Source organism: Aeromonas popoffii, from assembly GCF_000820025.1.
In the GTDB taxonomy this organism is placed as follows: Bacteria; Pseudomonadota; Gammaproteobacteria; order Enterobacterales; family Aeromonadaceae; genus Aeromonas; species Aeromonas popoffii.
Window position 1 is genome coordinate 312993 of the sequence record NZ_CDBI01000014.1, and the last position, 23043, is coordinate 336035.

A 23043-nucleotide genomic window follows, 5' to 3' on the forward strand; every position below is an offset into this window, starting at 1 on the left:
TTGAGGTCAGTAAAGTTGATGGCTGTCGCGCTTGATGCGGGCGCGGTCGAGCTTGCCGCGCACCACCCGGTAGACCCAGCCGGTGTAGCCTAGGTTGATGGGCATCAGCACCAGCACGATCCCGAACATGATGGCCAGGGTCTTGTAGCTGGAGGTGCCATCCCACAGGGTCAGGCTGCTGGCCGCATCAAGGGATGAGGGCAGCACAAAGGGAAACAGGGCGATGGCCACCGAGCAGAGCATGGCGGCGCAAGCCAAGCCGCTGGCCAGCAGCGCAATCCGTCCCCGCTCCAGCCAGGCGGCGATGCCGCTTGCCAGCGGCGCCAGTGCCCCGATAAGCGGCACCAGCCACAGCAGCGGGTAGTCGACGTAGTTGCCAAGCCAGCCGCTGGCCTGGGGGATCACCCCCTTCATCAGAGGGCTGATGGCGGCATTGGGATCAAAGGGCTGGCCCGCCAGGCCAGTCAGCTGATAACCGGGCAAGTCCAGCAGATGCCAGCCGGCCAGCAGGTAGCAGAGGGTCACCAGCGGGGCCAGCAGGATGGCGAGACCACGGGCACGCAGCGCCGGGGTCCCCTCCACCTTGGCTTGCAGGAAACTGGCACCGTGCAGCAGCAACAGAGTGATGGCGGTGGCGAGCACCGAGAGCAGCCAGCCCCAGTGGACATTGAACGCGCCGTAGTGCAGCCGCAGTGCGCTGTCGAAGCGAAACGGCAGCCCCTGCATCACCAGCGCGATGGCGGCGGCAAGCACCAGGGTCGGCACCAGACCACCGGCCACCAATGCGCGATCCCACCAACGGCGCCACACCGGGTCGGCCAGCTTGCTGCGATAGTCAAAGCCGACCGGACGCAAGAAGAGGCCAAACAGCAAGAACATGAAGGGCACATAGAGCGCGGAGAAGGCGGCGGCATAGACCAGCGGCCAGGCGGCGAACAGGGCGCCAGCCCCGGCAATCAGCCACACCTGATTGCCTTCCCATACCGGTCCCACGCTATTGATCACCAGTCGCCGGTCTTCATCATCCTTCGAGACCACCGGCAGCAGCATGGCGATGCCCAGATCGAAGCCATCCATCACGATAAAGCCGACCATCATGAAGAGCACCAGCCCCCACCAGATGAGTTTCAGGGTTGCGTAATCCATCAGGCGATCCTCATAAGTTCGGGTTGTTCACCAGCGTAACGGCCGGTATGAAGCATGGCGGGCCCCTTGCGGATCACATGGCACAGCAGGAACAGCTCCACCACCAGCAACAGGGTGTAGATAGAACAGATGGCGATCAGGCTGAACCAGAGCTGGCCCGGTTGCAGCAAAGAGACCGAGGCCGACACCGGCAGCACGTCGCTGATGGTCCAGGGCTGACGACCGAACTCGGCCACCAGCCAGCCCGCTTCGATGGCTATCCAGGGCAGCGGAATGCTCCAGATCAATGTCTTAAGCAGGCGTGGCGAGCTCTGCAGGCGGTTGCGGCAGAGCTGGACAAAGCTCACCACGAACAGCCCCAGCATCAGCATCCCCAGCCCGACCATGATGCGAAAACCCCAGAACAGTGGCGCAACGTGCGGCACCGAGTCCTCCACCGCCCTGGCGATCTCCGCCTCACCGGCCTTGGCGATATTGCTGGCATAGGGGGTGAGCAACAGCCCGTAACCGAGATCCTTGCCGTGCCGCTCGAACAGCGCACGGTTCTCGGCCGACTCGTCGCCCGCACGGATCTGCTCGAGTGCCCCGGCCGCCAGCATGCCGCTGCGGATGCGCGCCTCGTGCTGCACCTTGAGATCCTTGATGCCGGTCACTGTCTCATCGAGGGAGCGGGTGGCGATGATCCCCATCAGATACGGGATCTTGATGGCGGCATGAGTGGTCTCGGCGTCCTGATCCGGGAAGCCGAACAGGGTGAATGACGCAGGCGCGGATTCTGTCTCCCACTCCGCCTCGATGGCGGCGAGTTTGACCTTCTGCACCTCGCCGGTGCGGTAGCCCGACTCATCCCCCAGCACGATGACGCAGAGGATGGCCGCCAGCCCGAAGCCGGAGGCGATGGCGAAGGATCGCAGGGCGAAGCGTACCTCCATGCGGCGCAGCAGATACCAGCTGCTCACCCCCATCACGAACAGGGAGGCCGCCACGTAGCCCGCGGCCACCGTGTGGACGAACTTCACCTGGGCCACCGGGTTGAGCAACACAGCGGCGATATCCACCAGCTCCATGCGCTGGGTCACCAGGTTGAACTCGGCGCCGACCGGGTTCTGCATCCAGCCATTGCCGATCAGGATCCAGAGCGCGGAAAGGTTGGAGCCGAGCGCCACCAGCATGGTCACCAGCAGGTGCTGACCGCGGGAGAGCTTGTCCCAGCCGAAGAAGAAGAGACCCACCAGCGTCGATTCGAGGAAAAAGGCCATCAGCCCCTCGATGGCCAGCGGGGTACCGAAGATGTCCCCCACATACTGGGAGTAATAGGCCCAGTTGGTGCCGAATTGGAACTCCAGGGTAATGCCTGTGGTCACCCCCATGACGAAGTTGATGCCAAACAGCTTGCCCCAGAAACGGGTGATGTCCTGATAGATCACCTTGCCGGTCATCACATAGGCCGACTCTGCGATCACCAGGATCCAGGACAGCCCCAGCGTAAGGGGCACAAACAGGAAGTGGAACATGGCCGTGGCGCCAAATTGCAGGCGCGACAAGCTGACCACGTCATCCGGATTGATCATGCGTCACTCTCTTTTGTTGTATTTGTCTTGCACGTTTTGTGCGAGACAAGTACACCACGGAGCATGACACCTATAACAGATGCAGTTATAGTCAATTACACCTATAACAGTTGTGTCATCCCATGTCCCTCTACCGCCAGCTGGCCGACCGTTTGCAACACCAGATAGATACCGGTATCTGGCAACCGGGAGAGCGCATCCCCTCCATTCGCCAGAGCTGCAAGACCCACGGTCTCAGCCCCATGACGGTGCTGCAGGCCTATCAGTTGCTGGAGAGCCAGGGGCGGATCCTCGCCCGCCCCCAGTCCGGCTACTACGTCAAGGCCGCCCCTTCCCGCCAGCAATCCGCGACCCAGAGTGAGCCCCACTACAGCGGCTCGGTGGACATCAACGATCTGGTGTTCGAGGTCCTGCAGGCGAGCAAGTCGCGGGAATTGGTGCCCCTTGGCATGTCGGTGGCCGATCCGACCCTGTTCCCCCATCCCCAGCTCGGGCGGGCACTGGCCAGCTGCATGCGCAAGCTCGATCCCTTCAGCACGGTGGCCGACCTTCCCCCCGGCAACGAGGCGCTGCGCCGCGCCATCGCCCAGCGCTACGCCAGCGACGGGCTGGCGGTCGACCCGCAGGAGATCATCATCACCACGGGGGCCATGGAGGCGCTCTCCCTCAGCCTGCAGGTGCTGACCGAGCCGGGGGACTGGGTGGTGGTGGAAACCCCCACCTTCTACGGTGCCCTGCAAGCCATCGAGCGGCTGAAACTCAAGGCGGTGGAGATCCCGGTGATCCCGGGGGTGGGTATCGATCTGGCGCTGCTGGCCGAGGCGCTGGCCGAGCGCCCCATCAGAGCCTGCTGGCTGATGGGCAATGTGCAGCACCCGCTGGGCCACTCCATGCCTGATGAACACAAACGCGGGCTGATGCAGTTGCTCAACACCCACGGCGTTGCACTGGTGGAGGACGACGTCTATGCCGAGATCTATGTTGGCCGCGAGCGGCCCAGGCCCATCAAGTATTGGGATGCACGCGGCGATAGCCTGCTCTGCAGCTCGTTTTCAAAGTGCCTGGCACCGGGCTTTCGGGTCGGCTGGGTGGTGGCGGGGCCCCATGCCGAACGCATCCAGCGGCTGCAACTGATGTCGACCCTCTCCACCAATGTGCCGAGCCAACTGGCACTGGCCCAGATGCTGCTCAACGGCGGCGTGGATGCCCACTTTCGCCGTCTGCGCCACACCCTGGCACAGCGCCAGCAGCAGATGCGGGCGGCCCTGCTGCGCCTCTTCCCGGATGAGGTGCGCATCTCCTCCCCCGATGGCGGCTACTTCCTCTGGCTGGAGTTTGACACCCGCCTCGACAGCCGCGCCCTGCACGCCCGGGCCCTTGCCAGTGGTTTTTCAGTGGCCCCCGGCGCGCTTTTTTCCAGCCAGGGGCAACACAACCACTGCCTGCGTCTCAACAGCTCCCATCCCTGGAGCCCGCAGCTGGAGCAGGCGCTCGCCCGACTGGCACAGCTTGTCCACCAGCAGCTCGGCACCGGCCAGGGCTAGCCACTTGGCCGCTGAGCTCGTCTGCGGGGCAACTCGCCTTCAGCCTCGCCCTCCATATCAACAACGCCGATTTTTTCTGCTCGACTGCATCCAATAGCCTTCCTCCTTCGTCTCTTGCTTGAACTTCAATTAAAAGGAGAAGACGATGAAATTCCACCCCCTATGGCTAGCCCTGCTTTGCTCGACCCTTACCCAGCCACTGCAGGCTGGCGCTTTTGCCCAGACCGATGTTGTCCATCAGGCCGGTGACGGAGTGATCCGCCTCTATGGCCCTGGCGGACCGGATACCGCCCTGAAACGAGCCGCTGCGGCCTTCCAGCAGGAAACCGGGATCCCGGTCGAAGTCAAGGCCGGCCCCGAAGCCACTTGGCGCGATCAGGCGCTCAAAGATGCCGATCTGTTCTTCGCCGGCGCAGAGCAGTCAATGTCTGCCTTCCTCGAACGTTATCCCTTCCTCGACAAAAAGAGCACCCACTCCTACTACCTGCGCCGCAGCGTCATTGCGGTGCAGAAGGGCAACCCGGCGCGGATATCGGGGGTGGAAGATCTGATCCACCGTCCCCTAAAGGTGGTGGTGACCGAAGGACTCGGCAGCTACAACACCTCAGGCACCGGACTTTGGGAGGACGTGGCCGGACGCAAGGGCAAGCTGGCCGATGTGCAGCAGCTCAGGCGCAACATCGTCGCCTTTGAGCAGGGCAGCGGCGCCAGCTTCCGGGCGTTCACCAATCAGCAGGCCGATGCATGGATCACCTGGGTGCACTGGCCCCTGAACCACAGCGAAAAGGCAGACTTCGTCGAGATGGAACCGGAGCGCCGCATCTATCGCGGTCTGCTTATTTCCAAGGCGCAAGGAGCGGATGCCAGCACCCAGCGCTTTATCGATTTCATCGACAGCCCCAAGGGCGAGCCCTTCTTCGCTCAGGATGGCTGGACCCGTTAACCCCTGACCTCCCGACCCATAGACCACATAGCCAAGGAGAACACCCATGAACAAGTTCCTTATCACCCTCGCCTGCCTGCCCCTCGTCTCAGCTTGGGCCCTGGAGACCCAACCCCTGAGCGGGGCCGAACAGTTGCCCATCGCCCAGATGACCGAGAACGGAAAAACCTATCTGGTCGATGACAAGGGCTTCAGCCTCTACCGCTTCGACAAGGATGTCCAAGGAAAATCAAACTGTTATGCTGAATGCGCCGATAAGTGGCCACCAGCATTGGCCAACGCAGAACAGGTCAATGCGGGCGTCGGCAGTGCGGCCGATGCCGGTGTCAACCTGATCCTGCGCGACGATGGCCGCTATCAGTGGAGCTACCGTGGCCAACCGCTCTATCGCTGGAGCAAGGATGAACAGCCTGGCCAGAGCAGCGGGGATGGCGTGAAGAATGTCTGGCACCGCGTCCAACTATGAGGTCTTAGTGAATATTGACAACCAGCAGCTTGCCCACCTGCTCGCTCGCAGCCGGCAGAGGGACAAGCAGGCATTTGAAGCTCTCTACCAACTGACGAGCCAGCCCCTGTATGCCATGCTCCGCGCCCTGCTCAAGGACAAGCAGTGGGCCGCGGACATCCTGCAGGAAGGGTTTTTGAAGATCTGGCACGGCCAGAACGCCTATCCCGTCGACTACCCTTGGGCTTGGCTCTGTCAGTGCATGCGTCATCTGGCCATCGACGCCCTGCGGACGAAGAAACGCCGCGGGGAGAGCAGGCTGGAGGAGTCCTGGGAGGAGGAATTCTGGGAGGATAAACCCAGCCAAGAGACGGAGGGGCTTGCCCCCTCTGTTTCCCTCGAGCACTGCCTCGGGCGGCTCTCCGTCGATAAACGCAACGCCATCGTGCTGGCCTATCGCCATGGCCTGAGCCACCAAGAGATAGTCACCCACACCCACACCCCCCTAGGCACGGTTAAGTCCTGGCTCCGGCGCGGACTGGAGGAGCTCAAGCTATGCCTGACCCAATGACCCCCAAACGCTATCGAGACCCCACCCTGCGCGAGCGGCTCGCTGGCGAGTATGTACTGGGTACCCTGAGCCCGCGGGTGCGGGCCAGGATGAACCGCCTGATCGCCCGCGACCCTGACTGGTGGCAGTGGATTGAACAGTGGCAACAACATCTGGATCCTCTGCTGCAACAGCCCCAACCCACTCCGCCCCTGCCCCGCCAGATCTGGCACAGGATAGAGCAGGGGATCTCCCCCAAGCCTAGGCCCAACCACCTGTGGTGGCCTCTGGCCATGGCCGCCTCCCTGCTGCTGGGGGTGTGGCTCCAAGTACTGCTTCCCTGGCCCTCCGCGCCCATCCAGCCGGCGCGTTACCTGGCCATGATGTCCTCCGCGGACGAGGAGGCCCCCTTCGTGCTGGTAGCCTATCAGGGCAAGCGGCCGGGCCAGTCGAGCATTCGCTTGCAACAGAATCTGGCGAACCCGCTCAACCTGCCCGCCGACGCCATGCTCTGGATGCGCGACAGCGAGTCACAGCTGCTGGTGCCCCTAGCCCCACTCAAAGAGGTCATGGCGGGCCGCCTGATGAGCCCGACCGAATGGAAACAGCTCAAACAAAGCAGCGAGCTGCTGGTAATGGTGAAGGGAAGTGAACACCCGCTCTATCGCGGCCACTGCATCGAGCTCGGCCCCTGGCCGACGGAGAGCTGAGCACGATCGCTGCACATGCAATAACCCGGCCCCGTGACGGGGCCTGGTTGATCGTAAAGAGGCGCAAGCCAGCCCTGCGACAGGGGGCTATCTGGCATAAATTTCAGACTGGCGTTGAAAGCCAAGGGATTGGTAAAGCGACTTGGCTCTCTCATTGAAGGACATGACTTCCAACCGGATCTGACAGGCATCACGGGCCTTGGCCCAGTCGTCGCAATGGGCAATCAAGGCCTTGCCTATGCCTCGGGATCTGTGGTGTTCGTCAACCACCACTGAGCCGATACGGCAGATGGGAAGTCTGGTGAGAAAGGGGATGGCTTCATTGATGTCGATTCTGGCGGTCAGAAAACCCACCACCTCGGCATCCAGCACGGCGACACAAAACAGTCGCCCTTCGCTGCCGATGGCATTGAGCAGAAAATCCCGCTCCTGCGGTGATGGCGGACAAAACACCTCGGGTGCATGTTCAAAGTGGATCAAGCCTATCTGCCGATTCAGCTCGAGAATGGCGTCGATATCCTGCCCGGTTGCCGTGCGTATCTCCAACATGTGCTCCTTGCTCTGGTGCTTGCTAACAGGTGGGTACGTCCATCCTCTTTGGGATGGGCGAAAAGCCCATCATTATGGGAGTCAGCGGCAATTGCAAGGGTCAATCGTATCCACTCGTGGCCGAGTGTGAGCCTCGCAGCGGGCAACAACAACGCCCCGTGACGGGGCGTTATGGCCATTCCCGCTACTACAGCGTCAGCTCGGGGATCCCAGCTGGGCCACCTGCCGCTCGATACTCCCCTTGAGGTTATCATCGAGTTTCAAGGCCCGTGCCAGCTCATCCAGATAGCCGCGCTCCATGAAGTGATCCACATCGATGGCGAGCAGGGAGGCGAGGTAAACCTCGGTGGCCTGCTCCATGTCGGTCACCTCCCGAGCCAGCGCCTGCGGATCGAGGGGACGGGCCAGCTCGGCGTCAATCCAGCGTGCCGCATCGCTTTGGCCCTGCTCGGTCAGGTAATCCTGGACCTTCTGGCGCTCGGCCGCATCGATGTGGCCGTCGGCCCGGGCCGCCGCCACCATGGCGCGCACCAGCAGGGTGGCGCGCGCATCCAGCGCCTGCCCCTGCAGGGTATCGAGGGGCTGGGTGGGTTGCGTGGCTCCGCTCTGCTGGGCCTGCCAATCCTGATAAAGCTTGTAGGCGAGGCCACCGAGGGCCGCCGCCCCGCCTACCGCCGCCACCTTGCCGCCATACTTGCGCACCTTCTTGTTGCCAAGCAGCAAGGCCATGGCACCGGCGGCCAGGCCGCCCTGCGCCATGCCCTTCATCTGCGACTTGCGGCTGTCGCCGCCTTCGTTGAGCCAGCCTTTGCCAGCGCCCAACAACTGATCCAGCATCTGTTTCATCATGACTCCTCGCAATGGAATCCCCATGCTCGCGCCACGTTTATGAACCAAGAGTGAACGCCTGCCCAATATCGCACCGGGTCCTGTGCATCTTGTCTTTATTCACGGTATACCTGACATACATGCGGTCCTGCTTCTCGGGCCAGCCAGGGCGCCGGTAAGCCCACCGGCCCCGCAACTATTGTCAGGAAAAGGAGAGTGTATGACCCCACCCCGCGAACTGACCCTGCAGTTTCTGGCCGAGCCCGCCGACGTCAACTTCGGCGGCAAGGTACACGGCGGCATGGTGATGAAGTGGATAGATCAGGCGGGTTACGCCTGCGCCGCCGGCTGGTGCAGCGGCTATGCGGTCACTGTCTACGTGGGGGGCATTCGCTTTCTGCGCCCCATCCAGATAGGCCAGTTGGTGGAGGTTCACGCCCAGGTGATCCACACCGGCACCACCAGCATGCACCTAGCAGTGGATGTCTACAGCCGCCATCCGGCCAGCCGGGAGCGCCACAAGACCACCCATTGCATCATCATCTTCGTGGCCATGGACGAGACAGGCACACCGACCCCTGTGCCCCAGTGGCAACCGGTGAGCGAGAGTGATCGGCAGTTGCAGCTCTACGCCAAAAAGTTGATGGCCCTGCGCGAGGAGATCGACAAGGAGATGCGCCAGCACCTCTGAGCCGTGCATCACCCGTGACACAGAGCCGGTCCCTATCCGGGTGCGGCTCTGTATAATGGCATTTTCCCCATTACGGAGTCTGTCATGTCACTGGAAAATGCCCCGCCCGAGGTCAAGCTCGCGGTGGATCTTATCGAGCTGCTGGAAACCAACCGGATCGATCCGGCACTTGCCCTGGCGGCGCTGGCCATCGTCGCCGAGGACTATCAACGCAAGCTGAAAGAAGGTAAAGATCACTGAGCACGGCAGCACTGCCGCCCCACACAGCAAGTGCCATAGCTGATCCTATCCGTTTCGAAACCGAGCGAGCATGCCTATGGCGTCATCTGCGGCGTGAGTGCCACGGAATGCGAATATATCTGTGCGGTGGACGTCACTGCGCTGGCGGTGCGGCCCAAGACGTCGAGCGCGATGGCGCGGCCTTTGACCCCTACACAGACCACGACGAGGTCGAGCTCTGGCTCGCCGTGCTGCCAGGCCATGGGCCGAGTCCCCGCTGACCGCCGGGCAAGACTTAAACCAGATGGGGAGCTGACTCGGCCTGCGGACAGTGCAAAGATATCGCCCCCTCATTGCCCGAGCGTTGTTATGGATAACCAGGATTGCATCGACCAGGCCGGTCTCTGGAGCCTCTCCGCCCGCATCATGACGCTGGCCTGCCTCATCGTATTTATGGCCCAGATGGCTACCACCGTTTATCTCCCCTCCCTGCCCGTTGTGATGACGGATCTCGCCATAACCCGCCTGGAGGCTGAACTCTCTATCTCCTTGTTCGTTATTGGGGCCGCCCTACCGTTGTTGTTTTGGGGCGCGGCCGCCGATCGCTACGGCCGTCGGCTGCCCCTCGCCCTATCACTGCTGCTGTTTGTCGGCCTCAGCCTGCTGCTGGCTACCACCAGCCAAGGGCCGCTGCTGCTGATCCTGCGAACACTGCAAGGGGTGGCCGCCGGGGGGGCCACCATCATTGCCCGCATTCTGGTGCGGGATCACTGGCAGGGAGATGAGCTGGCGCGCCGCCTCTCGGTACTCTCCATCGCCTTCATCACGGCTCTCGGCGGTGGTCAGTGGATAGGCGGTATCATCAGCCGTTATGCCCACTGGCAGTTGGGATTTGTACTGATGGCCGGGGTCGGTGTTCTGGCACTGGCGCTGATGAACAGCCTGCCGCTGCAAGGCCCCAATCCAGCAGCAACAGGCGGTGGCATGTGGTCACGTTATACCAGCCTGCTGCGTCGCCCCGGTTTTCTCTGGCCAGCCTGCGCTGGCGGACTCGGCTTTGCCATCACGGTCACCCTGCAAGAGGTAAGCCCCTTCGTGCTACAACAAGGATTCGGGCTTGAGGTCACCACCTTCGGAACCCTGGGGTTACTCATCGGGGTCGCCTATTTTGCTGGTGCCATGACGGTTAACAGGCGCGTCGCCCGCGTGGGTAGCCGCCAACTGATGCATCAGGGGGCCGCCCTCATTCTGTTGGCCGCGGGCGGGATGTTGTTACTCTGGACCTTGGGCGCATTGCAGGGCAGCAGCGGACTGGTGGCCATGATGGCTTGCTACTGCCTCATCATCTTCGGTCAGGCGGTGCTCTTTCCCAACAGCATGGCGCTGGCAGTGAGTGATGGCAGGGAGCACGGCGCCTACGCCATGGCCCTGTGCGGTTTCTTGCAACAGAGCGTGGCTGGGGTTGCTGCCGCCGGAGCGACTCTGATAAGCCATCACGGAGCCTGGGCCCCGCTCATTTTCACTCTGGCCATCATCACCCTGCTCATCGTGAAGGGCAAGGTGCGCTAGCGCTTGACTCGACCCGCTCACGCACTCATTCACTTTACTGCGGCCCCATCACCTCGTCACAAAGGGCGATCAGGGCCGCGCTCAAGCGGGTCAGTGGCTCGCCCCCACTCGCCCCGGCATGCAGCGCCAGCTCTACCGGATTGATCTTGGGCCAGTGCGACAGGGTCACCTGATCCGGTTGCAACAGCCGTTTGGGCAGCAAACTCACCCCGATCCCCGCACTCACGGCCCCCTGCAAACTGGCGAGACTGGCGCTGACATAGGCGATGCGCCAACGCCGCCCCTGTCCATCAAGCGCCTCGGTGATCTGCCGCCGATAGAGGCCTTCGCTCGGGAACACCACCAGCGGCAAAGGGTCACGCTCGCTGGCGGGCCAGTCACGACTGTCGACCCAGGCCAGGGGTTCACGCCAGCTGGCGAGGGGGGCGCCTTGCCCACGCGCCTGCTTGACCAGCGCCAGATCCAGCTCACCGGCCTCGAAGTGCTGCCAGATCTCGTGGCTCAGGCCGCTTTGCACCTCCAGCCGCACCTCGGGATAGTCGCGGGCAAAGGCCGCCAGCACCGGGGCCATGGCACCGGCGGCAAAGTCTTCCGGTACTCCCAGACTCAGTTGCAGGCTCCCTTCGGTCACCTGCTCCTCGGCCTGTGCCAGCAGCGCCAGAATGCGGCGGGCCAGCCCCAGCAATTTTTCGCCCTCCGCCGTCGCCACCACCTGGCGGCCAGCGCGGTCCAGCAGCGGGCAGCCGAGCTGCTGCTCAAGGCGGCGGATCTGCTGGCTGATGGTGGATTGGGTCAGGTGCACCCGCTCACCGGCGCGGGTGAAGCTGCCGGTGTCGATAATGGCGACAAAACTGCGCAGTAACAGGGGATCCAGCATGGGGCACTCCATTTACAAAACCACTGAATGTCATTCTATCATTTAATTTCCAAATGACTTTCAACCCCGCTAGGCTGGCGTTTTTGCCCCCTTTGACGGTGTTCTGCCATGTTCAGCCCCGATTATTCCGCTTCCCGAATGCTCCCCGTTTCCCTCTGCACCGAGGGCGGTGCCTGATGAATCAACGAAATACGGATCAACACCCAGGCCACACCGCCCTGCTGGTGCTGGTGATCCTGATTGGCCTAAACCTGCGCCCCTTTCTCACCGCCATCGGCCCCTTGAGCCGCGACATTGCCGACGCGCTGGCGCTGGGCATGGATACCCTGGCCTGGCTCACCCTGCTGCCGCTCTGGCTGATCGGGGTCGGTGTGCTGATCACCCCGGGCCTGCGCCGCCTCACAGGCCCGCGTCAACTGCTGGGAGCCGCCCTCTTGCTGCTGGGGATGGGCAACGCCATGCGCTTTGATGCCCAGAGCGGCGCCCTGCTGATCGCCAGCGCGGCGCTCTGCGGCCTGGGCTCGGCACTGGTGCAAGGCGTGCTGCCCGGCCTTATCAAGCAGACCTTCACCCACAAGGTACCGCTGGTGATGGGGATCTTCTCCGCCTGCATGATGGGGGGCGGGGCGCTGGGGGCCAGTCTCACCCCGCAACTGGCGGCCAGCCTCGACTGGTCACGGGCACTGGCGCTGTGGAGCCTGCCGGTGCTGCTGGCCATGGTCTGGCTTATCTGGCGGGTACGCCTGCCAAGCGCCGCTGCGGTCGCAATTCCCCACGGCGAGCAGCGCCTGATTGCCCTGCCCCGCAGCTGGCTGCTGATCAGCTGCTTTGGCATCATCAACAGCGGTTACGGCATCGTCGTCGCCTGGCTGGCCCCCGCCTACATGGCGCAAGGGTGGAGCCCAGCGCAGGCGGGCGAGCTGGTGGCCTGGCTGGCACTGGCGCAGACCGCCAGCGGCCTCGGCCTGCCGCTGCTGGCCGCCCGCAACACAGACCGGCGCCCCTGGATGGGGTTGGCGATTGTCATGCAGCTGGCCGGTTTTGGCGGCCTCTGGCTCGCCCCTGCCAGCGCCCCCATCCTCTGGTGCATGCTGTGTGGCGCAGGGCTTGGCGGCAGTTTTTCGCTGATCATGGTGATAGCGCTGGATCACCTGCCCGACCCGCGCCGCGCCGGCACCCTCAGCGCCCTGATGCAGGGGTTCGGCTTTATGCTGGCGGCGACCGGCCCCTGGGTGGCCGCCCGCCTCTATCACCTGAGTGGCGACTTCGCGGCCGCCTGGCAGTGGCAGCTGGGGGGATTGGCGCTGATGAGCCTGCTGGTGCTGCGCCTGGATCCGCGCAGCTATGCCAAGGTGATGAGGTTGCCCGCGCCTGCGGTCATGGGTAGCAGTACGGCCCAACGCAACACACCGGCCTGAGGCCGGTGTGTTGGGGATAACCGTGTTGGGGATAACAAGAAGAGGCTGACGCCGCTCAGGGTGGCACCTTAGCGCCCCTTCTTCTGCCGGCCGGACTGAGCGGTGCGCGGCTTGCCTGCGGCCGGTTTGCTGCCCTTGTTGGGGGCGCCTTTACCCGCACTGCCTTTGCCTGCGCCGCCTTTGTTGGCAGCCCCTTTCCCCGCGCCGACCTTGCCAACCGGGATCTTCTTCTCGAAGGCCTCCGGGCCCGGCACGTTGGGGCGACCACCTATCTCGTGGTCATCATCCCGGCGCGGCTTCTTGCCCTGCGCCGCTTTGCCGCTTTGCGTGGCCGGGGCCTTGGCTACCTTGGGCTTGTCGCCTTTGGCCGGTTTCACCTCGGAGGAGGAGTCCTCAATCAGCTTGAACAACTCGATCAGCTCGTCGTCAGTGAGATCGCGCCACTCGCCCACCGGCAACCCCTTGAGGCTGACGTTCATGATGCGGATGCGCTCAAGCTTGGTCACTTCAAAACCGAAGTGCTCGCACATGCGGCGGATCTGGCGGTTAAGCCCCTGCACCAGCGTGATGCGAAACACGAACGGCGCCTCTCTCTTCACCTTGCACTTCTTGGTGACGGCCCCGAGGATCGGCACCCCGGCCCCCATCCCCTTGATAAACTCGTCGGTCACCGGCTTGTCGACGGTCACCAGGTACTCTTTCTCGTGATCGTTGCCCGCCCGCAGTATCTTGTTGACCAGATCGCCGTGGTTGGTCAGGAAGATCAGACCCTGAGAATCCTTGTCGAGCCGCCCGATGGGGAAGATGCGGGTGCTGTGGTTGACGAAGTCGACGATGTTGTCCTTCTCGCCCGCCTCCGTGGTAGAGACGATGCCCACCGGCTTGTTGAGCACGATAAAGACCAGGCTGTCGGCTTCCCGCGCCTCGATCACCTGACCGTTCACCTTGACCAGATCCCCGGCAAACACCTGATCGCCGATCCCGGCCCGCTTGCCATTGATAAAGACCTGGCCCTGCTCGATGAAGCGGTCGGCTTCACGGCGCGAGCAGATGCCGCTCTCGCTGATGTATTTGTTCAGGCGCATGGATTCATCAGCCAGCATGGGTCACCTGCCACAGGCTGATAGCCCCATCCAGTTGTGCGGTTGCGGGTTCCGGCCAAGCCGGGGAGGCTGTCTGCTGCATCAGCCGATTCACTACGTCAAAGTTCTGCATACCATTCCATCTTCAAAAAGGCCAAGGCCAGCTTAACCATCAAAAAACGCCGCTACAGTAGCATATTGCCCCGTCCAGCACGCCGGATACTTGCCATTCACGGCGACGCGCCGCCCCAAAATGTGCGGGGCGTCATGCCATGATGAGAGCGCACCGCTGGCGCATTGCTCAGCCCCTCACACGGCAAGGGCAGGATGGGGCGAAGATAAAGGTAAAAATGACGACCCGAGCGAGACAGAAGATCCCCACGCTTTCACCCTGAAAACATTCACGCCATATGCAATCGGCTTGCGCCTGCGCCACACAGCACCAATAACCACTTGCTATTTATTAACTTAAAATGCATAAAAAGATTTTCGTTGTCGCACATTATCTTACTGCAGCCATTCCGGTTTTCTGTGACTTTCGGCGGCCAACACAACCATCGTTGGTAAACCAGACACAAACCCACGTTTTTGTCCGCATTCATCCCCAACACAAATCATAAATTTGGATGCACGGCATGGTTTTTTTCTCTGGCAAGAGGCCCATTTCATCATTCACTACAGGAGTTACAGATGAGTCATTCCCTATCCCAGACGGATTTTCTGGCCCAGGTGGCCAGCCGCAACCCCCACCAGCCCGAGTTCATTCAGGCGGTGAGCGAGGTGGTCGCCTCCATCTGGCCCTATGTGGCACGCCACCCCCGTTATTTGCAGCATGGTCTGCTGGAGCGGCTGGTGGAGCCGGAGCGGCTGATCCAGTTTCGAGTCAGCTGGGTCGACGACAAGGGTCAGGTACAGGTCAATCGCGGCTACCGTATCCAGCACAACTCGGCCATTGGCCCCTTCAAGGGCGGCATGCGCTTTCACCCCTCGGTGGATCTCTCGGTACTGAAATTTCTCGCCTTCGAGCAGACCTTCAAGAACGCCCTCACCACCCTGCCCATGGGTGGCGGCAAGGGCGGCAGTGATTTTGACCCCAAGGGCAAGAGCGAGGGGGAGGTGATGCGCTTCTGTCAGGCGCTGATGCTGGAGCTCTATCGCCATCTGGGGGCCAACACAGACGTGCCTGCCGGCGACATCGGGGTGGGTGGGCGTGAGGTGAGCTACATGGCGGGCATGATGAAGAAGCTCACCAACAGCGCCGAGTGCGTCTTCACCGGCAAGGGGCTCTCCTTTGGTGGCAGCCTCATCCGCCCCGAGGCCACCGGCTACGGCCTGCTCTATTTCGTTGAAGCCATGCTGGCCCATCGCGATCAGTCGCTGGCGGGCATGACGGTGTCTGTGTCGGGCTCCGGCAACGTGGCCCAATACGCTATCGAGAAGGCGATGGCACTGGGTGCCCGCGTGATCACCGCCTCAGACTCCGGTGGCACCGTCCATGATCCGGATGGTTTCACCCCCGAGAAGCTGGCCAGGCTGATGGAGATCAAGAACGAACAGCGCCAGCGGGTTGCCGATTATGCCAACGAACTGGGGCTGGAGTTTTTGAGCGGCCGCACGCCCTGGCACCTGCCCACCCGGATCGCCCTGCCCTGCGCCACCCAGAACGAATTGGGGGAAGAGGATGCCAGACAACTGGTGGCCAGCGGCCTGCAGCTGGTGGCCGAGGGCGCTAACATGCCAAGCAGCGCCGCTGCCATCAAGGTATTCCACGAGGCGAAAGTGCTGTTTGCCCCCGGCAAGGCAGCCAATGCGGGGGGCGTCGCCACCTCGGGGCTGGAGATGAGCCAGAATGCCCAGCGCCTCCCCTGGAGCCGGGAAGAGGTGGACGCTCGTCTCAGGGAGATCATGACCAGCATACACGCCACCTGTGTCCGATTCGGACAAGATGGCGAGGGCCATGTGAACTACGAGAGTGGCGCCAACATCGCCGGCTTCGTCAAGGTGGCCGATGCCATGCTGGCGCAGGGGGTCTGCTAGCCCAGTTCGGCGACCAGGCTCCACACACCACGCGGCAGCCCGGGGCTGCCGCGTTTTTCATGGCCTTGTCACCGCTCGCTTCATCTGTACTTATCACCTTGTTTCTATTAGAATTTAGACAATATCCAAGCATTAAAATCGCTACACTCATCCCGGCAGCCCAGTCCAACCGGTGCCGCCCCCCTCTTTCCTCGCCAAGGACAGTTCTATGCTGGCTCGTACCCGTCGTCTCATTCGACGCTCTCTTCTGACCCTCTTGCTCATATTGCTGGCCGCTTGGGCGCTGATCGCCTACTTCGCCTGGCAGGCTGCGCCGCTGCAGCTGTGGCATACCTTTATTCCCCCCGAGCTCAGTGCCGACGAACTGGATAACAGCGACTGGCAAGCCTATCTGACCCGCGAGCAGCAGTTGATCGATCTGGTGGAACAGGAGGTGGTCGCCAAGACGCCGCCGGAGCAACAGCTGGCGGGCAATCGCTACTTTCAGAACGCCCCCATCAATCCCGCCCATTTTCGCGATAACTGGAACCGATCCTACCTGCTGCGCCCGGATGGCGAGGTGAAGGGGGTGGCCGTGTTCCTGCACGGCCTGACCGACTCCCCTTATAGCCTTCGCCACGTGGCCCAGCGTTATCGCGAGCAGGGCTTCATCGCCCTGGGCCTCCGTATTCCGGGCCATGGCACCGTGCCCGCCGGGTTGGTCAACATCGAATGGGAAACCTGGCTGGCGGCGACCCGACTGGCCGTGCGCGAGGCCAGAGTGCTGGCCCCGGGCAAGTTGCCGCTGCATCTGGTGGGCTTTTCCAACGGCGGTGCGCTGGCGGTGAAATACGCGCTGGATGCGCTGGAAGACAAGACAGGCACATTGACAAGGCCGGATCAGCTGGTGCTCATCTCCCCCATGATTGGGGTGACCCGCTTTGCCCGCTTCGCCGGCCTGAAGGCGGTGCCCGCCCTGTTGCCCGCCTTTGCCAACGCGGCCTGGCTCGGCATCATGCCGGAGTTTAATCCGTTCAAATACAACTCCTTCCCGGTCAACGGGGCACGCCAATCCTTCCGGCTGACCCACGCCATCCAGCAGCAGGTGCGCCAGCTGGCAGCCAGTGGCGAGCTGGCGGCATTTCCCCCGGCCCTCACCTTCCAGTCTGTCATCGACTACACCGTCAGCACCCGCTCCATCATCGCCGATCTCTACCACTTCCTGCCGGCCAACGGCAGCGAACTGGTGCTGTTCGACATTAATCGCGGTTCTGTCTTCGGCCCCCTGATGAGCAGCGCCTCCGAGCTGGCCCTGAGTCACCTGCTGCCGAGTCAGCCCCAGCGCTACACGCTGACAGTAGTGGGCAACAAGGCGACGTCCCGTATACAGACGCAGGCCAGCACCCTGGCGGCGGGCGGCGGGTCACAGCAGATCCAGCCCCTTGGCATCGACTATCCCAAGGATATCTTCTCCCTCTCCCACGTGGCCCTGCCCTTCCCCATGGACGATCCCCTCTACGGCATGGCGCCACGCCCCGAGCAGATGAACCAGTACGGCATCAATCTGGGCGGCCTGGCCCTGCGCGGGGAACTCGGGGTGCTGATCGTCAATCCAGGCTCCCTCACCCGCACCTCTTCCAACCCTTTCTATCCCTACCTGCAAGAGAGGGTGATGGAGACGCTGACGGCGCCGGCCCAGCCCCCGTCTGCGGCAGTGGGGCTGGCGGCTCCGGTCGGCAACGATCGCAGCGATGCCGACTATCGGGCCGACATAGACGCGTTTTTGGATGAAGCGGACGCCCCTGACTGGCCCTTTTAGGGCGGTCAGCAGGACCTAACGCGCGAACCGTCAGCGGAGGGGGTCGTCGCCCCTTCGGGGGCGACTGATGACGATAGGGTCTGAGGGGCCCAAACGGTGGAATGACCCCATCATCTTTCCGGCAGGGCTCAGGTCACGCCATCAGGGGTAGCGGCTGATCTCGATAAGATTCTGATCCGGATCCAGACAGTAGACGGATTCGATGGGCCCGCAGGCGCCGCGCTTGGTGACGGGCCCTTCCACTATCTCGACCCCGTGACAGTGAAGCTGGGTGATGACCTGTTCCAGCGGCCAGCGGGTGATAAGGCAAAGATCCCCCGCCCCCACCTGCGCCCGGTTACGCGGCTCCTGCCCCGGCAGTTGCAGATTGATCTTCTGGTTGCCAAAGCGCAGCGCCCGACGCCCCTTGCCAAAGGTGATGGCCTCCATATTGAGCACAGCGCTGTAAAACGCCACGGCCCGCTCTATGTCGCTGACCGTCAATACCAGATGGTCGATATGGCTGATCATGGTTCCTCCTGGTTGCTGTGGTGGTGCAACCTCATCATACCCCCCTTGCCAGAGGGATCTGTGCCAAGGCACGCAAAGCGTCCATCAGGTGTCACCTATTCAGGTAAGCCTTTATCCACCATCTATTCACGGGATCGGGGCACAGGCCTGCTCGCGCTGGGATAGCAAGGTTTCATCCTGCCGGGTCAGGCCATCGCAAACTGACGCCTTGCCCGTGCACCGGCTAAAGCGCCGCACAGCTGACTCATAAGGACGACAGACACCCGGCTGCTGGATCTGCCACTGCCGGGCTGTATCACCGAAAACCGGGGCGATTTTCAAACGAGTAACAGACGACAACAGCTTACTGATTTGGTTGGAAAAAATGATACTCTTCTCGCCACCCTCATGTACAACGTTCAAGGCCAGTGTACGATGCAACAATGCGGTATTTATGAACAACTCATTACTCAACTGCTGACATCTCGACTCGACCGCGAGCGCTTTTACGTAGGGGAACGCCAGCTTGAACCTGCCGAAGCGGCAGTCTGGTTATCACGATTTCTGAGTCGTGTTTTGGAATATGCGGTGGGTTCGGTCACTGGAGAGGATCAGCTGCAACGGCAAATTGAACTGGCTAACCAGTTATTGCTTTGGCTAAAAGATCGCACGCAAGACCCAGACTTTATTGGCGAGAATCTCATCGATAGTCAGGGGAAAATCCTGACGGCGCTCTACCAGTTGGATAACCCCATCTCAGCCAATTTAAAGCAATATGCCGAAGATGTTTTCCCTCTGACCGGTCTAACGCAAAGTGAGCTGTTCTGCGGTAGCAATGCTGGCTTATCGATGGAATCAGAGATTAAACGGGAAATATTATCGGCAGATAGCATCTGCTGGCTGGTCTCATTTATCAAATGGGCAGGTATCCGGATTTTCCGTCATGAGCTGGAGGCGTTCACCCGCAGCGGCCGCCAATTAAAAGTGATTACCACCTCTTACATGGGGGCAACCGACGCCAAGGCGGTCGAATTTTTAGCCAGCCTGCCCAACACCGAAGTCAAACTCAGCTATAACACCCAGCACGAGCGGTTGCATGCCAAAAGTTATCTCTTTTGCCGAAATACGGGCTTTCATACCGGCTATATAGGTTCATCCAACCTTTCTCATTCTGCCCTCACCAGTGGCTTGGAGTGGAACCTAAAAATCACCTCGCAAGAGATCCCTCATATTATCGAGAAATCCCTGAGTACCTTTGAAACCTATTGGGAATCCGATGATTTTGAGCTGTTTGATGGCAAGCTCGAAAGCCGTACAAAATTACAGCATGCGCTGCAAGAGGCCCGTGGGGATGGTGACAAAAATAGTCCTGCCTATTTCTTTGATATCACGCCGTTTCCCCATCAACAGGAGATCCTTGAGCAATTGGCGATGGAGCGCGCTTTACATCAGCGCTTTCGTAACTTGGTGGTAGCGGCCACCGGGACGGGCAAGACCCTGATCTCCGCCTTTGATTTTGCCCGTTTTCTGAAAACCAAACCCGACGCCAAGTTCCTGTTTGTCGCCCACAAAGAGGAGATCTTGCGCCAAGCATTGGCCTCTTACCGCGGTGTGCTCAAGCAATCCAATTTTGGTGAACTCTTGGTCGGTGGCGCCCTGCCAACCCACTACCATCAACTGTTTGCCTCGGTGCAATCCTTGAATAACCAACTGGCTACGTTGCGCCTTAGCCCAGACTATTTCGATTACATCGTCATTGATGAGGTTCACCATATTGCGGCGGCCAGTTATCGTGGTTTGCTCGCCGCCTTTGAACCTCACATTCTGTTGGGATTGACCGCGACGCCAGAGCGCCATGATGGCGGTGATATTCTCGCTGACTTTTGTGGTGTCATCGCAGCAGAGATCCGCTTGCCAGAGGCCATTAATCGTCGTCATCTCTGTCCATTCCAATATTTTGGTATCGATGATGATACTGACTTGCGCCAAGTCGCTTGGAAAAATGGCCGCTATGACATTAGTGAGCTCACCAATATCTACACCCACAATCAGCAGCGGGTGCAGAAAATAGTCCAGAGCCTCGATGAGATCGTCACCGATATTACCAATATCAAGGCGCTGGCATTTTGTGTGAGCCGTGAACATGCCGATTTTATGTACAAGGCATTTTTACTAAAGGGCATCAAGGCAGACATCCTCACCAGCGATAACAGAGACGAGCGGTATAGTAAACAACACGCTTTGCGCAACAAGATTATCAATATTCTCTGCGTAGTAGACATCTTCAACGAAGGGGTCGATATCCCGGAAGTTGATACCTTGCTGTTTTTACGACCAACGGAAAGCCTAACTATCTTTTTGCAGCAATTAGGACGCGGCCTGCGGCTGGCGAGCAATAAAGAGTGCTGCACCGTGTTGGATTTCGTTGGCAATGCTCGCGCGGAGTATGACTTTGCCCAGAAATTCCGGGCACTGGTGGGTAAAACCAATAAAGCGATCAGCCACGAAATCAAACAGGGCTTCCCTCATGCCCCCTTGGGCTGCCGTATCGAGTTATCAAAACAGACCCAAGAGTTAATTCTGAGCAATATCAAGAAGGCGACCCTCAATACCTCGCGACTCATGGGCCTGATCCGCCGTTTCTCGCAGGACTGTAATTTACCGCTGACGCTGGCGAACTTTTTGAAGTTTTACCCTCACATCAGCCTTGAAGAGATCTACAAGCGCGGTAACTGGAGCTCCTTGGTCAAACAGGCCCACAACCATACCATTTCTGAAATGAGCGATGAGAAGTTATCAACCCTCTACACTCGGGCCATCAAAACCCGGCTATTGGGCTGCGATGCGCTCCATTACTTGAAATTCTTACAAACCTTGGTCGCAGACGCCTTTACCTTAACGGGTGAGCACGATGAGCGCATGGCCTTGATGTGCCATTACGACTTCTGGCAACAGAGCGGCCCCAACGCAGGCTTTAGCTCCTTGGCGCACAGCCTGAAACAACTCAATCAACCAGCGTTAAGGGCCGAGCTGGCAGATCTGCTGCCCATGCTGATCAACCGGGTGCAGCACGAGCAACGAGCCATGTCAGACCTTCCCGGTAATCCGCTGCAACTGCATGCCCGATATGCCAGAGAGCAGGTGCTGGTTGGCTTTGGCGCGACCACCTTCGCGCAACAACCGACTGCTCGCGAAGGGGTGTATGTCATCGCAGAGCAAAATATCGAGTTGCTGTTCGTGACCCTGAACAAAACGGAGCAGCACTTCTCCCCGACCACTCGTTATCACGACTACGCCATCAACGAGTCACTGTTCCATTGGCAAAGCCAAAACAGCGCTCGCCCCGAGCGGGGTAAGGGGCTGAGTTACATTCAACACAGAACAGAAGGTAAGCGCTTGTTTTTGTTCGTCCGTGAGCAGAGCAAAGATGAATTTGGCCACACCCTTGGCTTTGTGAACTTTGGTGAGGTGGAGTACATCTCCCACAGCGGCAGCCAGCCAATGAACATTAAATGGCTCCTCACCACTCCGATGCCACCTTTCATGTGGAAAGAAGCAGCAAAGCTGGCGGTTGGCTAACTCCGGTTAGATAAAACACCTCGCCTATCTGCGAGCTGTTTTCATTAATGTCGGCACGGTATTGCTACCTAAATCAGTCAGCAGGCCATGACTTCCAAAGCCCCAAGTGACCGCTACACTCGGGGCTGTCCTAGAGGCTGACCACGGGTGTTCTGTGTGTTTATCGCGCTCACATACGCCATCACTTCTCCTACTTGACCGTGTGGTATCTTCGCAGAGTGATTTTGCCCGCCAGCAACGGCTTGAATCGATACATTGCCGCCTTCGCCAGTGAACGACTGTGATACCTCGAGACCTTCTTCCTGTGCGTCAGCCCTTCCTTTCGCATCACCAGAAATCTGGGATATAAGATGCCTCATCTTGCCGCGACAAGGTGTTCTGATGTGTTGAACTGCGGCAAAGACGGGTTTCCGTATGTGTAGCCCGCCGCCGAAAATGGAAAAGACCACCGGGGGAAATGGAGCAATCATTAAAGCGGCAAACTATTGCCGCCCATGGCATCTTTATTCAGGGGCATTGCCAGAAGAAGGATTGGATTGTTGCTCTTCATCGTCACCGGTCTGACGTCGCTCAATTGCTTCCTTGATCAGCGCCTCTTTCTGCAGGTCGAGATCCGCCAGCAACTTCTGGCGTTCTTTGTCGGATAGATCGGTATTCGCCTCAACCTCTTTCTTCTGCTGCTCGAGCTCCTCGAGCTTCTCTTTGCTGAGTCCAATTCGTTGCGCAGACAAGTGTTCCAACGCGATCTGGGTCAGGCTACGTTCCGGCACCTTCCTGACCAGACCAGAGCGATCGTAAGTGGGAGAGGCATCATCATGACTGCCGTTCAGGGTGACCTTATCCTCAGCAAGCTTGATGCTTTTTTGTTGTTCACCAAATTGGGCCCTACTTTGCCCAGCAACCTGCGATGGTTGCACCAATTGATATTGAGCCGCGCCGATGATCATAATGCCCTCTCTGCGTTGTATCTCTCGACATACGGCAATACTCAGCAATAT

At 60.5% G+C, this 23043-nt stretch carries 22 protein-coding genes and 1 pseudogene; 13 read left to right on the forward strand and 10 right to left on the reverse strand.

Going from position 1 to position 23043, the window contains the following annotated elements; genetic code table 11:
* Positions 1-6 precede the first annotated feature (6 nt).
* Together cydB and BN1129_RS03700 are read right to left on the reverse strand one after the other, a co-directional pair.
* Entirely contained in the window at positions 7-1146 is a 1140-nt protein-coding gene (cydB, locus tag BN1129_RS03695; RefSeq protein WP_042034558.1) for a cytochrome d ubiquinol oxidase subunit II, read from the reverse strand.
* Positions 1146-2717: a cytochrome ubiquinol oxidase subunit I gene (locus BN1129_RS03700; protein ID WP_042034559.1), complete on the reverse strand. Its 1572-nt coding sequence runs from the start codon at positions 2715-2717 to the stop codon at positions 1146-1148. The genes cydB and BN1129_RS03700 overlap by 1 nt, the downstream gene beginning before the upstream one ends.
* 122 nt (positions 2718-2839) lie before the next feature.
* On the opposite strand from BN1129_RS03700, the gene BN1129_RS03705 reads away from it, so the two are divergent.
* From BN1129_RS03705 to BN1129_RS03725, 5 genes are all read left to right on the forward strand, one after another.
* Positions 2840-4261, forward strand: a complete 1422-nt coding sequence (locus BN1129_RS03705) for an aminotransferase-like domain-containing protein (protein ID WP_042034560.1) — start codon at positions 2840-2842, stop codon at positions 4259-4261.
* 145 nt (positions 4262-4406) lie between these two features.
* Positions 4407-5204 (forward strand): substrate-binding domain-containing protein, encoded by a 798-nt coding sequence (locus BN1129_RS03710; protein ID WP_042034561.1) that lies wholly within the window; start codon positions 4407-4409, stop codon positions 5202-5204.
* 46 nt (positions 5205-5250) lie between these two features.
* A complete protein-coding gene (locus BN1129_RS03715) occupies positions 5251-5670 on the forward strand; it encodes a COG4315 family predicted lipoprotein (RefSeq protein ID WP_052449310.1) in 420 nt (139 codons plus the stop codon).
* Between the two features lie 7 nt (positions 5671-5677).
* Positions 5678-6220, forward strand: a complete 543-nt coding sequence (locus BN1129_RS03720; protein WP_042034651.1) for an RNA polymerase sigma factor — start codon at positions 5678-5680, stop codon at positions 6218-6220.
* Positions 6205-6909, forward strand: a complete 705-nt coding sequence (locus tag BN1129_RS03725; RefSeq protein ID WP_042034562.1) for a hypothetical protein — start codon at positions 6205-6207, stop codon at positions 6907-6909. The genes BN1129_RS03720 and BN1129_RS03725 overlap by 16 nt, the downstream gene beginning before the upstream one ends.
* A gap of 87 nt (positions 6910-6996) precedes the next feature.
* Here BN1129_RS03725 and BN1129_RS03730 read toward each other — a convergent pair whose 3' ends face one another.
* The gene (locus tag BN1129_RS03730; protein ID WP_042034652.1) at positions 6997-7455 is read right to left on the reverse strand and encodes a GNAT family N-acetyltransferase; all 459 of its coding nucleotides are present in this window, start codon (positions 7453-7455) and stop codon (positions 6997-6999) included.
* A 198-nt stretch (positions 7456-7653) separates the two neighbouring features.
* Complete coding sequence (locus BN1129_RS03735; RefSeq protein WP_042034563.1) at positions 7654-8304, reverse strand: tellurite resistance TerB family protein; 651 nt, start codon at positions 8302-8304, stop codon at positions 7654-7656.
* A 202-nt stretch (positions 8305-8506) separates the two neighbouring features.
* On the opposite strand from BN1129_RS03735, the gene BN1129_RS03740 reads away from it, so the two are divergent.
* From BN1129_RS03740 to BN1129_RS03745, 4 genes are all read left to right on the forward strand, one after another.
* Positions 8507-8977, forward strand: a complete 471-nt coding sequence (locus BN1129_RS03740) for an acyl-CoA thioesterase (RefSeq protein WP_042034564.1) — start codon at positions 8507-8509, stop codon at positions 8975-8977.
* A gap of 84 nt (positions 8978-9061) precedes the next feature.
* Positions 9062-9217 (forward strand): pleiotropic regulatory protein RsmS, encoded by a 156-nt coding sequence (rsmS, locus tag BN1129_RS22150; protein ID WP_084204560.1) that lies wholly within the window; start codon positions 9062-9064, stop codon positions 9215-9217.
* A 107-nt stretch (positions 9218-9324) separates the two neighbouring features.
* Positions 9325-9477: a hypothetical protein gene (locus tag BN1129_RS23060; protein WP_244463011.1), complete on the forward strand. Its 153-nt coding sequence runs from the start codon at positions 9325-9327 to the stop codon at positions 9475-9477.
* Between the two features lie 88 nt (positions 9478-9565).
* Entirely contained in the window at positions 9566-10765 is a 1200-nt protein-coding gene (locus tag BN1129_RS03745; protein WP_042034565.1) for an MFS transporter, read from the forward strand.
* Positions 10766-10799: 34 nt separating this feature from the next.
* Here the strand turns inward: BN1129_RS03745 and BN1129_RS03750 are convergent, their stop codons facing one another.
* Entirely contained in the window at positions 10800-11642 is an 843-nt protein-coding gene (locus tag BN1129_RS03750) for a LysR family transcriptional regulator (RefSeq protein WP_042034566.1), read from the reverse strand.
* 176 nt (positions 11643-11818) lie between these two features.
* On the opposite strand from BN1129_RS03750, the gene BN1129_RS03755 reads away from it, so the two are divergent.
* Positions 11819-13060, forward strand: a complete 1242-nt coding sequence (locus tag BN1129_RS03755; protein WP_042034568.1) for a cyanate transporter — start codon at positions 11819-11821, stop codon at positions 13058-13060.
* 68 nt (positions 13061-13128) lie between these two features.
* On the opposite strand, the gene rluF is transcribed toward BN1129_RS03755, so the two are convergent.
* Entirely contained in the window at positions 13129-14163 is a 1035-nt protein-coding gene (gene rluF / locus BN1129_RS03760) for a 23S rRNA pseudouridine(2604) synthase RluF (RefSeq protein WP_042034569.1), read from the reverse strand.
* Entirely contained in the window at positions 14153-14275 is a 123-nt protein-coding gene (locus BN1129_RS24355; protein WP_258224700.1) for a hypothetical protein, read from the reverse strand. The genes rluF and BN1129_RS24355 overlap by 11 nt, the downstream gene beginning before the upstream one ends.
* A gap of 557 nt (positions 14276-14832) precedes the next feature.
* On the opposite strand from BN1129_RS24355, the gene gdhA reads away from it, so the two are divergent.
* A complete protein-coding gene (gdhA, locus tag BN1129_RS03765; protein WP_042034570.1) occupies positions 14833-16179 on the forward strand; it encodes an NADP-specific glutamate dehydrogenase in 1347 nt (448 codons plus the stop codon).
* Between the two features lie 208 nt (positions 16180-16387).
* A complete protein-coding gene (locus BN1129_RS03770) occupies positions 16388-17977 on the forward strand; it encodes an alpha/beta hydrolase (RefSeq protein WP_042034571.1) in 1590 nt (529 codons plus the stop codon).
* Positions 17978-18118: 141 nt separating this feature from the next.
* On the opposite strand, the gene BN1129_RS03775 is transcribed toward BN1129_RS03770, so the two are convergent.
* Positions 18119-18487, reverse strand: coding sequence for a VOC family protein (locus tag BN1129_RS03775; RefSeq protein WP_042034573.1), 369 nt, complete (start codon positions 18485-18487; stop codon positions 18119-18121).
* A gap of 414 nt (positions 18488-18901) precedes the next feature.
* Between BN1129_RS03775 and BN1129_RS03780 the strand changes: the two genes are divergently transcribed.
* Positions 18902-22045, forward strand: a complete 3144-nt coding sequence (locus BN1129_RS03780; protein WP_042034653.1) for a DEAD/DEAH box helicase — start codon at positions 18902-18904, stop codon at positions 22043-22045.
* A gap of 113 nt (positions 22046-22158) precedes the next feature.
* Here BN1129_RS03780 and BN1129_RS22160 read toward each other — a convergent pair.
* A pseudogene (locus BN1129_RS22160) lies at positions 22159-22379 on the reverse strand (IS5/IS1182 family transposase); the annotation flags it as partial.
* Positions 22380-22548: 169 nt separating this feature from the next.
* Complete coding sequence (locus tag BN1129_RS03785; RefSeq protein ID WP_042034574.1) at positions 22549-22992, reverse strand: hypothetical protein; 444 nt, start codon at positions 22990-22992, stop codon at positions 22549-22551.
* Between the last annotated feature and the right edge of the window lie 51 nt (positions 22993-23043).

Excerpts from the sequence above, each read along its gene's own strand:
- gdhA (WP_042034570.1), top strand. The coding sequence starts at position 14,833 with ATGAGTCATTCCCTATCCCAGACGGATTTTCTGGCCCAGGTGGCCAGC.
- BN1129_RS03740 (WP_042034564.1), top strand. The coding sequence starts at position 8,507 with ATGACCCCACCCCGCGAACTGACCCTGCAGTTTCTGGCCGAGCCCGCC.
- BN1129_RS03710 (WP_042034561.1), top strand. The coding sequence starts at position 4,407 with ATGAAATTCCACCCCCTATGGCTAGCCCTGCTTTGCTCGACCCTTACC.
- rsmS (WP_084204560.1), top strand. The coding sequence starts at position 9,062 with ATGTCACTGGAAAATGCCCCGCCCGAGGTCAAGCTCGCGGTGGATCTT.
- BN1129_RS03785 (WP_042034574.1), bottom strand. The coding sequence starts at position 22,992 with ATGATCATCGGCGCGGCTCAATATCAATTGGTGCAACCATCGCAGGTT.
- BN1129_RS03755 (WP_042034568.1), top strand. The coding sequence starts at position 11,819 with ATGAATCAACGAAATACGGATCAACACCCAGGCCACACCGCCCTGCTG.
- BN1129_RS03750 (WP_042034566.1), bottom strand. The coding sequence starts at position 11,642 with ATGCTGGATCCCCTGTTACTGCGCAGTTTTGTCGCCATTATCGACACC.
- BN1129_RS24355 (WP_258224700.1), bottom strand. The coding sequence starts at position 14,275 with ATGCAGAACTTTGACGTAGTGAATCGGCTGATGCAGCAGACAGCCTCC.
- BN1129_RS23060 (WP_244463011.1), top strand. The coding sequence starts at position 9,325 with ATGCGAATATATCTGTGCGGTGGACGTCACTGCGCTGGCGGTGCGGCC.
- BN1129_RS03705 (WP_042034560.1), top strand. The coding sequence starts at position 2,840 with ATGTCCCTCTACCGCCAGCTGGCCGACCGTTTGCAACACCAGATAGAT.
- cydB (WP_042034558.1), bottom strand. The coding sequence starts at position 1,146 with ATGGATTACGCAACCCTGAAACTCATCTGGTGGGGGCTGGTGCTCTTC.
- BN1129_RS03770 (WP_042034571.1), top strand. The coding sequence starts at position 16,388 with ATGCTGGCTCGTACCCGTCGTCTCATTCGACGCTCTCTTCTGACCCTC.
- BN1129_RS03715 (WP_052449310.1), top strand. The coding sequence starts at position 5,251 with ATGAACAAGTTCCTTATCACCCTCGCCTGCCTGCCCCTCGTCTCAGCT.
- BN1129_RS03745 (WP_042034565.1), top strand. The coding sequence starts at position 9,566 with ATGGATAACCAGGATTGCATCGACCAGGCCGGTCTCTGGAGCCTCTCC.
- BN1129_RS03725 (WP_042034562.1), top strand. The coding sequence starts at position 6,205 with ATGCCTGACCCAATGACCCCCAAACGCTATCGAGACCCCACCCTGCGC.
- rluF (WP_042034569.1), bottom strand. The coding sequence starts at position 14,163 with ATGCTGGCTGATGAATCCATGCGCCTGAACAAATACATCAGCGAGAGC.
- BN1129_RS03780 (WP_042034653.1), top strand. The coding sequence starts at position 18,902 with ATGCAACAATGCGGTATTTATGAACAACTCATTACTCAACTGCTGACA.
- BN1129_RS03700 (WP_042034559.1), bottom strand. The coding sequence starts at position 2,717 with ATGATCAATCCGGATGACGTGGTCAGCTTGTCGCGCCTGCAATTTGGC.
- BN1129_RS03735 (WP_042034563.1), bottom strand. The coding sequence starts at position 8,304 with ATGAAACAGATGCTGGATCAGTTGTTGGGCGCTGGCAAAGGCTGGCTC.
- BN1129_RS03775 (WP_042034573.1), bottom strand. The coding sequence starts at position 18,487 with ATGATCAGCCATATCGACCATCTGGTATTGACGGTCAGCGACATAGAG.